The following is a 15,084-nucleotide window of genomic DNA, read 5'->3' as shown; positions in this document are numbered from 1 at the left end:
ATGCCGAATTTCGACATTCTCGTCCGCTGGCTGGACATTCTCTCGGGCCTCCTCCTGCGTCTCGCGGACGCGCGGCGCAACCGGAATATGTTGCGCGTCACACGCTCGGGCGATCGAATTCTGCTTCGCTCGGGCGCCGATCCCGATGCGCAGCCACTCGCCGCCGCCCCGATTGGCGCGACCTTGCCGGAGGAGATCCTGCAACATGCGCGCGGCGGCTTCGTGCTGCTCGAATGGCCGCGCGAGATGACCGTCACGCGCACTCTGGCGGCGCCGGCGCAAGCGCGCGAGTTTTTGGCCGGCGTCATCTTCAATCAGCTCGATCGTCTCTCGCCCTGGCCGGTCGGCCAGATATTGCACGGCTATAGAGCGACGCCGGCGGAGGCCGGACGTGTGACGGCGCGGGTGCTGATCGCGCGGAAAGCCGATATCGACGCCACGCGCGCCGCGCTCGCCGAAATGGGGCTTTCCGTCGATCGCGTCGCCGCCGTCGCGGACGCGTCCCGCGAGCCCATCGTCTTCTGGTCGAAGGGGGCGACGCAGAGCGATGCGGCGCAGCGTCGGCGCATGCGGCTTTTCGTCGGCGGCGGGATTGCCGCCTATGTCGCGCTCTGCGCGCTCACCGTGCTGGGCGCGTCGCTTTCCGCGAGCGCGCTCCAGGAAGAGGCGTCGATGCTCGCGGCGCGCGCCCATGCGCTGCAAAAGCGCGCCGACGCCGCCAAAAACCCAGCCGTCGTCGCCGCTCTGCCGCCGCCCGAGCGCGCCTGGGTCTGGAAAGAGGCCTCGACGCCCGCCGTCGCTCTCATCGACGCGCTCACGCGCGCCATTCCCGACAGCGCCTTTCTCGAGAGCCTCGGCTTGGAGGGCGGCAAGCTGCGCATATCCGGGCTCGCCGAAGACGCCCCGCCGCTCATCGACGCTCTGGAAAAGACCGGACGATTCTTCGACGCGCATTTTTCTGCTCCGACGACGCGCGCTTCCGACGGCAGGCTGTTTCGCTTCGGCATAGAGGCGCAGCTCGCCGCCGCCACGAAAAAGGGAAAGTGATCCATGCGGAGCGATTTCGATTTCGAGCTCGATCGCGAACAGAGTCTCGCGCTCGGCGCGCTCGCCCTTCTCGTGGCTTGCTTCGCCGCCGCCGCGGTCTTCGCCCTCGGTTCTTGGAGCGAGGCCGCCGAGGAGGCGGCGCAGCGGCGCGCTATTCTCGCGCAGGTGGAGGCGGCGCAAGGCCGCGGCGGCGCCCGAGGCGGCAAAGCAGCGATCGCGCCCGAGGCGGCCTTTTTCGCCGCGCCGACGCAAGGCCAGGCGAGCGCCTTGTTGCAGGCCCATCTCACGAGGCTGGTCGTCGCGCAGCATGCGAGCGTCACGACATCGGCCACGCAACCGACGACGCGTGAGGACACGTCCGACGTGGTGCGGCTCCGAGCGACCTTCGATTTGGGTCTCGCCCCCTTGCAGAAGCTGCTCTACGAGCTCGAGACCGGCGCGCCCTATGTGTTCGTCGATACGCTCTCCATTTCGCCACAAGGCGGCGGCCAGAAGGGCGCCGAGCCGCCCGCGCTGCGCGTCACCTTGGATTTGCGCGCTCTCTGGCGGAGGACTCGGATATGAGGCGATGGCTTTACCACACGCTCGCCCTGATCGCGGCCTGCGCCGTCGCCGAAGCGCAGCAGACCGGCGAAAGCACCTCGGCCAATCCGCTCGCGCGCCACGAGCTGAAGGATTTCGCGGCAACGCTGCAGCGCCCGCTGTTCGCCGCGACGCGGCGTCCGCCGGCTCCTGCCGCGGCTCCGAGTCGCGAGACGCCGCCGCCTCCCCCGCCGTCGCCGCCATCTCTCACCTTGGTCGGCGTCGTGAACGACGAGAAAGGACATCGCGCGATTGTCGAGACAGGTCTGCCGGCGAAGGTGCGCAGCCTGCAGCGCGGCGACGAAATCGAAGGATGGCGAGTGCTGGAGATCGCAGCGCAGCGCATCGTGTTCGAACGAAACGCGCGCATCCATGCCGTTGCGCTGTTCTTGCCTCGATCCCACTCTTCACGAATAGCTTCGACGCCGCCGCCGCCGCCCCTCGACGGCGACTAGAGGCGCGGCCGCCTTCTCCGGCGTCTCTCAAGAGCCGAGACGCCCAAACGATATACAGCGCTGTTATATGTCATGGCGTCCCTGCAAAAACAAAAATAGCGTGCATCATCTGCCGAGCGAACAGGCACCCGCGCTGACGATCTGCGAATATAGTGAGCATTATATTGGACGACAGCTTAGAATATGCCTCGACGAGCGGGAGCAGAAATAAATTTTCTGTGGCGCATTAGGAATACACACCAAATAATATTTACAGTGTAATGAATTAATATAACTACAATTATGCTGCAGTATCGTTCTTCCACGCAGCACGAGGCGTTATATGAGGGGACTGGTGAGAGATAAGCACGTAACGACCTATCAGGGTCTCATTCAGCGGTCGCCAGAATGCCGAGAGTGAATAGGAAATCTACCACACTGGAGGCGCTAGTCCTGCGGCTCCGGTCTCCGAGCGAGGCTGTCGCCCCGATGTTGTAAATTTGCCCAAATGCTCGCCTTGACAGATATGCGTAATGTATCGTAGTTATATATTGCTCGACGGCAGCGATAAATCTGTCGCAACCGGGCAATTACAAAACATATTGGACAACTTTGCGGCGACACATATCGTCGTCGTGAACGTTTTATCGCGAGAGAGGTAGCAATATGCCTAGCAAATATAGCGCCGTGCTGGCCCTCGGCGTGTCGTTTCTCACACTGACGATGGACTCGTCGGCAAATGCGACGTCGATCAACGTGGCGGTGGCGGCGAATTTCGCCGGAACCTTGAGCGACATCAAGTCCGCCTTCGAAAGCGACTATCCGGGAGACACTTTCGTCATCACCTCGGCATCCTCGGGAGTCATCACCACCGCTATCACGTCCGGCAACAGCCCGGGATATGATCTGTTCTTGTCTGCCGACACATCATATCCTGCGACCGTCGCGTCCGCCGGATGGGCGACGGGCACGCCGTTCACCTACGCCAAGGGCGAAATTCTGCTATGGTCCTCCACCAACGCCGGTTCCAGTCTGAATGTCAGCGCGGGACTCGAATCGCTGGTATCTGGCAGCTTCCCACACAGTCTGGTGATCGCCGACCCGAGCAAAGCGCCTTACGGCGTCGCGGCCAGCACCGTGCTGTCGCAATCTCCGTGGAGCATATCATCGGGCTCGCTCCCGTGCTGCAACGTGTCGTTTGCCACCAATATCGACAACACCTATACGGCCGTGGCGAACGGCACCAACAAGCAAGGCTTCATCGCAAAATCGAAGGTCTGCAGATATGATGCTTCGACGAACACATATACCTTCAATGCGACAGGAAATACCTATTCATACAAAGAATATCCTTACAACGACACAACTCATCCGTACAGTCAAATCGTCCAGAATGCGGTCGGCGTCGTGAATAGCAGCCGCACCTCCGCCCAGGACACTGTGCTGGCCAATCTCATCAGCTATCTGACGGGATCGACGGCTCAAGGTTACATCACTCAATATTGCTATATTCTCCCGTAATCGGATCAACGAGGAACCGCCTGCTGTTTCCGAGCGGTCGCGAGAGACGAGAGGCGCCGTCGTAGTCGAGCTACGGCGGCGCTTTTTAGCGTCGAGTCTCAGCGAAACGCCGCCACGCCGAAATATGGCTCGGGCTATGTGAACGCGAAGACCTCCATAATCGACGCGCGCCACCGGACTATTTATCCATACTATATTTACGCACAAAAATCCGCGGCCCGGGTTGAATTAAAATGCGTCAAGAGCCGACTTCGAAACAGGCAAAGGCCTGCGTGATAGTCAAGCATTGGCCCAGCGCCGCCTGAAATAGATGCAAACGCTTTCGCGCTTGCAATATGCCCTCGATTATTTGCGTCCATGCTCCATGGTTGTCACGCGAATCTCACGCGCAGCTGATTTTTTTTAATTGACTGAGGCTTCGCCATTCATAATATAACACAGATACATATTGTCGAAATCCCGAGACGCCCCGATGATCCCCAAAAAGAGCAAGTCATGTGCCGCGACATCCCCATCGCGATTGGCCGGCCGGCCGCCGTTTTCCGATCGCGCGCGAGGCATGCAAGTTTCTTTCGCGACGATGACGGCGATTGCCGCTCTGATGGCGCCGCCTCGGGCGCTCGCCAATCCGACGGGCGGCGTCGTGGTCGACGGCGCGGCGACCATCTCCTCCACGACCAGCGTCACCAATGTCACCCAATCCACCAATCGCGCCATCATCAATTGGCAGACCTTCTCCATCGGCGTGGGCGAGACGGTCAATTTCTATCAGCCCTCGGCGCTCGCCGTCACGCTCAACCGCGTCGTCGGCAATGAGCAGAGCATTATCGCCGGCGCGCTCAACGCCAATGGCAAGGTGTTCATCATCAATTCCAACGGCATTATGTTCACCAAGGACGCCCAGGTGAATGTGGGCGGGCTCGTCGCCTCCACGCTCGACATCTCCAATTCCAATTTCATGGCCGGAAACTACACTTTCTCCGGCTCCTCCGCCGCCTCCGTCGTCAATAAGGGGACGATCAGCGCCGCGGACGGCGGCTATGTCGCCCTGCTGGGCAAGACGGTTTCCAACGAAGGGACGATCAACGCCAAATTGGGGACGATCGCGCTCGCCTCGGGCGATGCGATCACGCTCAATTTCAGCGGCGATTCATTGCTCGATGTGACGATCGACAAGGGAACCTATGACGCCCTCGTCGAGAATAAGGGACTGATCAAGGCCGACGGCGGCAATGTGGTGATGACCGCCAAGGCGGCCGATGCGGTTCTCTCGGCGCAGGTGAACAATAGCGGAATCATCCAGGCGCGCACGCTCGCCGATCTGACCGGCGGCTCCTCATCCACGGGAAGCGTGAAGATCGGCAAGATCAAGCTGCTGGCGCAGGGCGGCACGACCAAGGTCTCCGGCACGCTGGACGCTTCCGCTCCCAATGGCGGCAAGGGCGGGACCATCGAGACCTCCGGCAATAAGGTGACGATCGCCGACAGCGCCGCGGTGACGACGGCCTCCTCCACCGGCGAGACCGGCTCGTGGATCATCGATCCCGACGGCTTCACCATCGGGACCGGCGGCGACATCACCGGAACGCTGCTCGGCAGCCTGCTCGCGAGCAATAATATCACGCTCTGGTCGACGAGCGGCAGCGGGACGGACGGCAATATCTACGTCAATAGCGCGGTGAGCTGGTCCGGCAACACGATCCTCACGTTGAATGCGACCAACAACATCTACGTCAATGCGCCGATCACCGCGACCGGGACGAGCGCCGGCCTCGTGATGAATTACGGCAATTACGCCTCGGCCGGCAGCGCGACCTCGGGGACCAATTATTATGTCGACATCGACAATGGCGCGAAGGTGACATTGAGCGGGACGAGCGCGAGTCTCACGATCAACGGCAAGGCCTACACGCTGTTTCACAGCATGGCCGATCTGGCGGCCTATTCGAGCGTAACAGCGACCGGATATTATGCGTTGGCGCAGGATATCGACGCCTCCGGCACGACCTATTCCAAAGCCGTGATCGGCACGCTCACCGGCACGCTCGCCGGCCTCGGCCATACGATCAGCAATCTGACCATCAACGACACCACGGCGACTGGCTTCGCGGCGCTCATCGGCACGCTCGGCTCCTCCTCTGCGACATCGGCGACGGTGCGCGATATCGGCCTCGTCAATGCGAATGTCTATATGAGCTCCGGCTATGCCGCGACGCTGGTCGGGCTCAGCTGGGGCACTGTGAGCAACGCCTATGCGACCGGCACGGTCATCGGCACCTCGCCGGTCGGCGGCCTCGTCGCGCGCAACCAATATGGATATGTCACCGATTCCTGGGCCGATGTGGACGTCTCCGGCTGGTACAACGTCGGCGGCCTGGTCGGATCGAACTACGCCAATAGCGCGACCAATGGCGTCATCAGCAATTCCTATGCGATGGGCGAGGTGACCGCCCGCACCGCTCCCGCCGGCACGGTGCGCACCGCTTTCGGCGGCCTCGTCGGGCTCAATTACGGGGGTATGATCAAAAGCTCCTATGCGACGGGAGATGTGGCCTTCGGAGCGACCGACGCCGTCCTCGCGAACAACGGCGGAGTCGTGGACGGCAGCGCCCTCGGCGGGCTGGTCGGCCAGAACGGGGTGAACGGCAGCTATATCGGCACGGTCGTCAACTCCTATGCGACGGGTGATGTCTCGGGACCCGGCAACTATATCGGCGGGCTCGTCGGCTATAATTACGGCGGAAAGATCGACAGCTCCTACGCGAGCGGCGATGTGACGGGAAACGCCGTCAACAGCAGTCAGAACGTCGGCGGTCTGGTCGGCGGCAACCTCGTCCCCAATTCGACACTGGCCGCATTGGGATCAGGCTCGATCACCAATTCGAGCGCTTCCGGAAATGTCTTCGGCTACACCCAGGTGGGAGGGCTGGTCGGCACCAACTTCGGGACGATCACCGGCTCCAGCGCGACCGGAAATGTGACGGGGCAATATGCCGTCGGCGGCTTCGCCGGCGCCGCCGCCGGCGGAGTCATCAGCAACTCCACCGCCAGCGGAGATGTCACGGCGAAGGATGTCGGCGGCCCCGCCGCGGAGACCACCGCAGGACAACAGGCCGGCGGCTTCGCGGGAACGAACGGCGGCACGCTCGACCACGTGTCCGCGAGCGGCAATGTGACAGGAATAAACCAGGTCGGGGGGCTTGTCGGCATGAATGTCGGCGGCGTCAGCAATGCTTTTGCGTCGGGCGACGTCTTCGGAGTGAGCGCTGTCGGCGGCCTGATCGGCTTCAACGGCTCCACTCAGCTGAGCATTGGCACGGTGAGCAACTCTAGCGCAATTGGAACCGTGAACGAAGGTGGCGGATCGCTGATCGGCAGCAACACCAGCACGGGCGCGGTCACCAACAGCACCTATCGTGACGAGAAGGCGGCGGCGCGCACCGCCGCGCAGCGCGCCGCCGCGCAGCGCGCCGCGACGCAGCGGACGGCCGCGGCTGCCGGCAATGTGATCGCCAACGCCGCGGAAGTCGCCGCGACGAAGCGACAGAATGCGGCGGCCTCGACAGCCGCCGGCAAAGCCGCCGTCGCCTCGGCGAATGTCGGTGATAATCTCACGGGCCAAGAGTCGACGCAGACGCAGCTTCCAGCCGCGCACGCGCCGGCGCGCCATGCATCCGCGGCGACCGCGGGCGGCGCGCGCGGGACCCATGCCCCTTCGCCCGGCGCCGGCTATCGCGCGCGCATCCGCAGCATCGAGGTCGACGGACAGCATTTCGACCTCGGTCCCAATAGCAGGGATCTCGCGCCCGCGCCGAAAGCCCAGTGAACCGCTTCCATCAGAAAAGTCGATCCAAATGAAACTTCGTGTTCTTCTTCTCTCCCGCGTCACCGCGCCGGTCCTCCTCCTCGCCGCGCCGCAGGCCTTCGCGCAGAGCGCGCCTACGCCCATTCTGCCCTATAATATCGGCGACGCTGTCCGTCAGGCGGAAGAGTCGCGGCCTGTGGCGCCGCGTCCGAGCGCGCCCGTGCTGCCCCAGCTCGCCGAGCCGCGCTTCACCCTCGCGAGCAAGGAGACGCTCTTCGTCAAGCATTTCATTGTCGAGGGGCCGCTGCTCGTCGAAGAATCCGAGCTGCGCGAGATTCTCGCGCCCTATGAAGGCCGCAAGCTCACGCTCGGCGATATCTATGGCGCCGCAGATAAAGTCACGCTGCTCTATCGCGCCAAGGGCTATCTCGTGGCCAAGGCCTATGTGCCGGCGCAGGATGCGCGCAGCGGATCGTTGAAGATCAAGCTCGTCATCGGCAAATATGGCAGCGTGCTCGTCAAGAACTCTTCGGCCGTCGACACCGACTTTCTGCAAGGCGTCGTCGACACGGCGCTCGAGGATGAAGCGCTCATCCACAAGGATGCGCTGGAGCGCGCGCTGCTGCTCGTCTCCGATCTCCCCGGCGCCGGCGTGCCGCGCATCGTCGTCTCGCCCGGCAAGGCGCAGGAGACGTCGGACTTTCAATTCGCCGTGCCGGAAGGAAAACGCGTCGAAGGCTATCTGCTCGGCGATAATTTCGGCTCGCCCTACACAGGCCGCGATCGCCTGAACGGCGGCTTCAACATTAATTCGCCGCTCGGCTTCGGCGATCGTCTGTCGGGCTCGGCAATCGTCTCCGAGCGCGCTGCGCTCGCCAATGGCCGCGTCGCCTATTCCTTCCCGCTCGGGCCGGATGGTCTGCGCGCGGAGATCGGCGCCTATCGCACCACTTATGCGCTCGGCGGAACCTATAAGGATTTGGATGCGACCGGCAGCGCCTATGCGCTCACCGCCACATTGAGCTACGCCTTGCAGCGTCAGCGCGAGGAGAGCATTTCCATTTGGGCGAATTTCACGCATAAATGGCTGAACGACAAGATCGCCGACACATCGACCGCCAATCGCAACATAGCGCTCGGCACTTTGGGCGTGACGCGCGATACGGCGCAGGATTTGTTCGGCCTGCCGCTGGCGACGAGCTCGACGCTCTCCTTCACCTCGGGCTATGTGAATTATCTCGACGTCACGCAGAAGATTCAGAACCGCGCCGGCGCCGACACGGTCGGCAATTTCTATCGCATCAATCTCTCGGTGAATGCGACGATCGCGCTCGATGAGAAGTTCTCTCTGTCGACCTATCTTCGCGCGCAAAAGGCGCTCTATGGCAATCTAGACAGCAGCGAGCAATTCAGTCTCGGCGGCTTTTGGGGCGTGCGCTCCTTCGACGAAGGGCTCGCCGGCGACAGCGGCTATATTGTCACGCCGGAATTGAAATATGCGCTGCCGCAGATCGAGAATTATCGTCATGCGCTGGGCGTCTTCACCGATATAGGAGGGGTGTGGTTGGAGAACGGCTCCTATACGACGACACAACGCAGCTATACAGGCGTGAACGATCTCGGCATCGGCTATTACGCGACCTATGACATTGGCGGCGGCAGTCTTCTGGTGCTGAAGGCGCAAGCCGCGCACACCTATGGGACGAACAGCGGCGCGACGGCCTACGACCGGCACACCAAGGGGTTGTTGCAGGTCGGGTTCACCTTCTGAGGAAGGTGGCGTCAGGCGATAAGTCGAACGAAGGAAAGATCGGCGCCTAAAAAGAACATATGGAGTGCAGCGTGGCGTATCTCATAAGCGATCGTAGAGAAGAATTCGATCGGAGATTCCTCGCCGCGACCGAACAAAAGCTCGCCGACGTCATCATCGCGGCGCTTCCAGACTCGGTCACGCCACTGCGCCTGACCAAGGTGGGCGTCATAGGCGCCGTTGTCGCTGGGGCGGCGCTCGTCGGCTGCCGCTGGTCGCCTGCGTGGCTGCCGGTCTTCGTCGCCGGAATATTCCTCAACTGGTGCGGAATGGCTCTCGACGGGCCGCTCGCCCGTCGCCGCAATGAGACCGATCGGCGGCTCGACGTCATCGGCCAGACCAACGACCTCTTGTCGCAAGTCCTTCTCATCGTGATGTTCGGCGTGTCGCCCTTTCTATCGCTCCAGTCCTCCTTGGTCATTCTCGCCTGCTATCTGCTGTTCTCGGCCTATAATTATGTGCGCACGATCGCGCTTCACGCGCGGCCGATGAGCTACATCGGTCTCGGACCGACCGAGTTTCGCATTCTCATGGCCGCGTGGCCCTTCGTTGCGCAGGCTGGGGGCATCGACGCGGCCACGAATGACGCCGCGGCTCGGCGGGATACGGCGATTCTGGTCCTCGCCGCGATTGGAGTTGCCGGACTTGCCGTCAAGGCTCTCTCCGACGCCCGGCAGCTCGCCGCGGAGGAATAACTTACGAGAAACCGCGAGGCTCGTGGTGGCTCAAATCCGGCGATGAGGCTTTTGGATCCGGAAATCCTGACGGCACATTTGGACCGGTTTCGAAAAAGTCGGCCGCCGCCAGCCGTCGGGGACACAAACTCGCCAAGAGACCTTTAGCCGGACCGCGCAGGCTTCGGGTGTCTATAGCCAGCCGATCCGTTCCGCGAAGGCCCGCGAAATCCAGGAAAAGCGGACCTCCGGGTCGCCCAGACAAATGGCCGGTTATGGCGCGAGTTCCCCTTTCCTGACGGCGAAGGGGGAACTGTGACCCTCAATGGACCCATTCCGCCGGAATCGCCAACGGCAGATTGCGCCCGTAGCAGACATTCGATTGTCATGGGGAAGGCCCAACCCGGCCCTTCATGCATGCGAAAGAATGAAGGCTGGAATTCCCGATCGAACCCGCTGACGATTACGTCATTCCTATGTCTTTGGATGTCGATCAATCACTGTGCGCGAGAGTGATATATGCATTCGTCTTGACCGCGCTGTGGAGCCAGTACGGGAGCGCAGCGCGCAAATGTCGAACGCTTTCTCTCTCCCTTTCTCGACATCATCTCGGCGCTCCATTTGATCGGCGCGGCCTTCCTCGGAACGGCGAACATTCATCGGTCAAAACGAACGGGCCGCGAGCACGCAATTGTAGACCAAATGAAGCGCCACCGCCGCGCTTAGACGGCCGGTTCCCTTGAATAGGAGAGCGTTGGCTGCCCCGACGAGCCCCACAGGCAGCCAAGAAATCGCCGGATGATAGATCGCGAAGAACGCCGCGCTTCCCAAAACGGCGCGCCAGCCGCCCCATTCGCGATCGAGCGCTCTGTAGAGCAGCCCGCGGAACAGATATTCCTCGGCGATCGGCGCGATCAGCACCGACATCACCAACAGACCAGCATTCATATGCGGGATCGCGGCCGTCCGGAGAGCCGCCTCGCCGAGCGCCTCCGCTGTAAATGGAAAATGGCGGAGCAGCCAGATATAGGCCAGTCCCGCGATCCCGAGCGACACCCCGAGCCCAACCCCGGTAACCACGCAAGCCATCTCGCTCCATTGGAGCTTCGATCGCGCTCGCCAAAACCAAATCTCTTCCGCCGGAACGCCACGGTTCGCCAGAAAACTCGCCACACAAACGGACACGATCACCGCGCTGACGCCATATCCCGCTACCATCGCAATCCACGCGCCGTCCCCGCGGGCGAATAGCGTCGCGACGCCGGATGTGGCGGCGCCGCCTTCGACCATGGCGCTGATCGCGATCATCGCATGCATCAGAGTCGGCGCCGGAGGCAGCTTCTCCGACCAGGGGTCGTAGAGGTATGGCAGTCGTGCGCGAAAATTCTCCCACATTGCCGCCGCCGTCATGACGGAATAGACGACACCAGTGATCATTGCAGACCATTGCTGCGTCATGATGCCTGTCGCAAAGGTCATCGCGCCGAGATACACCGCCCAATGGCGACCCATGGGAATCTTCTGCGCTTCGCCAGACTCCGGGGTGGGGGACGCCAAGGTGACGGATTTTTCCGCGAGACTACGCGCAAAGAGCAGCCACAGAACGCCGACGAGCGCTATCTTCCATGCAAATCCCGGAAAGCGAAAAGCCGCATAGAGCAGGATCGGCGCGATCAGGGCGGAGGAGATCAGGGACCAGAGCCTCGCCTTCGCCTTCAGCAGACTCTCGAGACCGCGTGGCCACGTCAGCGTGATCCAGAGGGCTCGTCCCTCGGAGGCGAGCGACCGTGGGCCGAGCGCCGTCAAGAAGAAGGTTCCGAACAGCACGGCGCCGCCACAGAGGATATTCCACGCCGAACCAGCCTCTGTGATAAGCTGCCTCCAACTGACGAGCTGGAAACCGGCCATCGTCACCGGGATCAGCACGGCCTGCACGATCGCGCCGCGATCGCGCAGAAACCACAGCGTCTCCTTGCGATAGAGAGGGTCCGCGCCGAAGCGGATGATCCGGTATTGGCCTTTCGGCGGCGCGTTGTCGACGGCGCCGAAGCCGCCGGCGAGTCCGCTTCGAGCGCCCCAGACGCTGAAGGAGACCGCGCCGGCGATCACGCAGGCCGCCAGCGTCCAGCAGAAGAGCAGCCCCATCGGGAACGAAAAGGAACCGTCGGATTGTTGTCCGAGGAAAAGGGCGAGCAATGGCCATTTCGGCGGCGTGAACGGCGCGAGCAGCTCGGCGAGAACGGTAACTGGACGGTCCGTCATCAGAACGTTCGCCCAGATCAACGCCATCGAAGCCAGGCCGATCCAACTGGTCAGGCCGAGCGCCGCGCCGCGCGATCTCGGCGGAAGCCGCAAGACGACCGCTATCTCGAACGCCTTATTGACGCAGGCCGCCGCCACGACGAGCGGCGCGCCGATCAGCAATGCGGCGGCGACGCCTGTCGGCGCGCCATAGACGACGCCATAGAGAATCGCCGGACATAGGGGCGCGCACCAATAGACCGGGTTGGCGGCGATCGGCGCCAACATCTCCGCGAGAAAGATCGCGCCCGCCGGCGCCGGGTGTGAAAACAGCCATTCCCACATCGGGTGTCGACGCCGCGTGATGTCGAACTCGACGCCTTCGCCTTGAAACGCCACCATCATCCACCAGCACAGAAGCGCCAACGAGCCCGTCACGGCCGCGAGTGCACCCGACGCAGGCAGAGCGGCGAGGCCGAAGACCGGAGCGTCCGTGCCGACGAACGCCTCGGCGCCGCTGAACTGCGCCGCGTCACGCAGGCGCGTCGCGATGACCTCGCGGTCGCCGCCCCAAATCGTCGCAATGGTCCGCGCTTCGATGTCGTAATTGTTGGCGCCCATGCGCTTTTCGAGATTCACCAACCGTTCGCTTTGGTTTCGGCTTTCCTTCTCCGCCCAGCGTAGCCTCGACAGGAACCATTCGTCGACGACCAGCTTGCCTTGTCGCTCGATCTCGATTCGCTGGCCTGCTTTGGTGGCATCTATGATGAACAAGGCGGCGACCGAATTTACGAGCGCGGCGACCACGAAGGCGACCAACACGAGAATGATTTGCCAGTCCGCGCCCTTCTTGCCGAGCTTCTGGCCGAAGAGCTCGCGTTGCCTCCTGCCTCGGCCGAAGCCGCGTTTTCGCGCCGTGAGAAGCAACAGGCGAAGGGTCGTCCAGAATCCCGGCGGCGTCGAGAGCGGCGCGCTCGTCATTGCTCGGCCGCCCGGCGCGTCAGAGCGAGGAAAATCTCCTCCAGCCCTTCTCCTCCATGCTCGTCGCGCAATTGCGCCAATGAGCCTTCGAAGACGAGCCGTCCTCGGTCGAGGATCACCGCATGTGAGCAGAGCTTCAAGACATGCTCCATGAGATGCGTCGAGAACAGGATCGTCACGCCGTCGTTCGCGAGATCGAATATCAAATCGTAGAAAAAATGCGTCGTCTCGACATCGAGCCCATTGGTCGGCTCGTCGAGGACGAGCAGTTTCGGCCGATGCAGAATTGCGAGAAGGAGGCCGAGTTTCTTTTTCATGCCCCTCGAATAGTCCTCGGCATAGCCGTCGATCTCGTCCGAGAGGCGCAGCCTCACGATCATCGGAGCCAGACGAGCCATCGCCTCGACGACATCGAGCCCATGCATCGCCGCGCTCAATTCGAGCGTTTCACGGCCCGAGAGATAGGAATAGAAGACCGGCTCGTCGGGGAGAAAGCCAATCCGCCGCTTGACCTCCACTCTGTCTTCGAATGCGTCCAATCCGTCGACGAGGAGACGCCCGTCTGTCGCCTTCAGTATCCCCATGAGGAGGCGGAACAACGTCGTCTTGCCCGCGCCGTTCGGACCGAGCAGGCCGCAGATACGTCCTCCAAGAACCGAAAAGGAAATTCGATCTAGAGCAAGCTTCTGCCCGAAGCTTTTCGTGGTATCGACGATCTGCACAAGCGGTCGATCGGCGTTTTCTCGGAAGAGCGGGCTGATCGCTTGGGCAGCGAGCAATTCTCTCGTCATACAATTCGTCCTATGAAATAAGGCCGCGCCGACGGCGTTCATTATCAAAACCTTACGACGTCAATCGGATAGCGCCACAGATATACCATCTCGCGAAGCGAGTCGACGGCGTCGCTTTCGCTTGGACTTCGACGGATGACGTTCAGCGCCGTGGTCCAGATATCGTCGAAGCGTCGCGAACCTCGGTCAGCGAGCGCGCCCAAACGCGTGTCGCCAACTTGGAATAGTAAACCACGACCGTCGGGAATCTCGTCATAGGGGATTGGGTCACGCCGGATCTGGAACTCCGTGCCGGGCCGATCCCACACCGCGAACGTCCCCGAGTATCCAGGAACCGGACCTACGGTCCCGCGCGCCGAAGGTCCATTTTCTGGCGCCACCTGGCCGTTCGAGACGGCGAACGCGAAACTCTGACCCGAAGCGGCCGCGTCCCTAACGAAGAGCCGACGACTGGTTCCGCCGATAGCCGACATTCCCCCGTCGGCGCGACACGCGCGCTCCGGCCCTCCTCAAGCGAAAGGTCGGCGCTTTTGCTGCTTCGATGCGCCCGATCGGTTTCTTGAAGATCGGTGCGAGAAGCTGCGTTCGCCGTCAGCTCGGCGTGACGTCAGACATTGCGGACCGTCGGCGGTTGGTTTTCGGCGCATGGAGCGCGCCTCGCGCCCCTCTCTTTTTCCACCAGATGTAGACGCCGCTCGCGGAAAGAGCGGCGACCGTGACGCCGAATAGGCTGACCACGACCTGGTAGGCAGGGCCGAACACATTCGCCGAATGTAATTCGGCGAGCCAAGTCGAAACAGTCACGCCGCTATGTCCGCCAGTCGGAAGAGAGACGTTCAGTAATTCGCCGGTATAGACGTCTATGTCGATTCCTGTGGCGCCGTATTTTTCGCCTATATCCAGGCTCGAGCGTACCCGATAGTTGAACACTCCCTTCTCGCGCAGATGATAGAGCGCGATCGGACGTTCGATCGTGAAATTCAGCGCTTTCGCCTGTTCGGCCATCCGCCTCGATGCGATTGACTGCGCTTCCTCCCATTCGAGAGGCTTGCGGCCTTCGACGGGGAGCGGGCGCGCTGCGAGACTAGGACGAGGATAATCTAAGAGTCGGTCCGCGAACTTCATGCTTGATTACAAAGCCTTCTGAGCATCAGGCGGATGGAGGCGAGGTGAAGAAACGCCAATGCCTTACGGTTGA

Annotated in this window: 10 protein-coding genes; 7 read left to right on the top strand and 3 right to left on the bottom strand. The window is 62.1% G+C overall.

Annotated features, from left to right (window positions below; all coding sequences use genetic code 11):
- From EDE12_RS20705 to EDE12_RS20675, 7 genes are all read left to right on the top strand, one after another.
- Positions 1 to 1,047: a PilN domain-containing protein gene (locus EDE12_RS20705; RefSeq protein ID WP_166671912.1), complete on the top strand. Its 1,047-nt coding sequence runs from the start codon at positions 1 to 3 to the stop codon at positions 1,045 to 1,047.
- Between the two features lie 3 nt (positions 1,048 to 1,050).
- A complete protein-coding gene (gene gspM / locus EDE12_RS20700; protein WP_024881666.1) occupies positions 1,051 to 1,611 on the top strand; it encodes a type II secretion system protein GspM in 561 nt (186 codons plus the stop codon).
- Positions 1,608 to 2,084 (top strand): hypothetical protein, encoded by a 477-nt coding sequence (locus tag EDE12_RS20695; RefSeq protein WP_024881667.1) that lies wholly within the window; start codon positions 1,608 to 1,610, stop codon positions 2,082 to 2,084. Before gspM ends, EDE12_RS20695 begins: the two co-directional genes overlap by 4 nt.
- 645 nt (positions 2,085 to 2,729) lie before the next feature.
- Positions 2,730 to 3,584: a molybdate ABC transporter substrate-binding protein gene (gene modA, locus EDE12_RS20690; RefSeq protein WP_024881668.1), complete on the top strand. Its 855-nt coding sequence runs from the start codon at positions 2,730 to 2,732 to the stop codon at positions 3,582 to 3,584.
- Positions 3,585 to 4,143: 559 nt separating this feature from the next.
- Entirely contained in the window at positions 4,144 to 7,410 is a 3,267-nt protein-coding gene (locus EDE12_RS20685) for a GLUG motif-containing protein (RefSeq protein WP_036290587.1), read from the top strand.
- A gap of 28 nt (positions 7,411 to 7,438) precedes the next feature.
- Positions 7,439 to 9,160 carry a ShlB/FhaC/HecB family hemolysin secretion/activation protein gene (locus tag EDE12_RS20680; RefSeq protein WP_026598289.1) on the top strand — a complete coding sequence of 574 codons (1,722 nt, stop codon included), beginning with the start codon at positions 7,439 to 7,441 and terminating at the stop codon, positions 9,158 to 9,160.
- Between the two features lie 71 nt (positions 9,161 to 9,231).
- Positions 9,232 to 9,894, top strand: coding sequence for a hypothetical protein (locus EDE12_RS20675; RefSeq protein ID WP_026598288.1), 663 nt, complete (start codon positions 9,232 to 9,234; stop codon positions 9,892 to 9,894).
- 642 nt (positions 9,895 to 10,536) lie between these two features.
- Here EDE12_RS20675 and EDE12_RS20670 read toward each other — a convergent pair.
- The 3 genes from EDE12_RS20670 to EDE12_RS20660 form a co-directional block, all read right to left on the bottom strand.
- A complete protein-coding gene (locus tag EDE12_RS20670) occupies positions 10,537 to 13,095 on the bottom strand; it encodes a type II CAAX endopeptidase family protein (protein ID WP_134188277.1) in 2,559 nt (852 codons plus the stop codon).
- Positions 13,092 to 13,886 carry an ABC transporter ATP-binding protein gene (locus tag EDE12_RS20665; protein ID WP_166671911.1) on the bottom strand — a complete coding sequence of 265 codons (795 nt, stop codon included), beginning with the start codon at positions 13,884 to 13,886 and terminating at the stop codon, positions 13,092 to 13,094. Before EDE12_RS20665 ends, EDE12_RS20670 begins: the two co-directional genes overlap by 4 nt.
- A 591-nt stretch (positions 13,887 to 14,477) precedes the next feature.
- Complete coding sequence (locus EDE12_RS20660) at positions 14,478 to 14,891, bottom strand: PepSY-associated TM helix domain-containing protein (protein WP_026598283.1); 414 nt, start codon at positions 14,889 to 14,891, stop codon at positions 14,478 to 14,480.
- Positions 14,892 to 15,084 lie beyond the last annotated feature (193 nt).

This window comes from Methylosinus sp. sav-2, from assembly GCF_004366495.1.
In the GTDB taxonomy this organism is placed as follows: Bacteria; Pseudomonadota; Alphaproteobacteria; order Rhizobiales; family Beijerinckiaceae; genus Methylosinus.
This window is presented reverse-complemented; position numbering and strand designations above follow the sequence as displayed.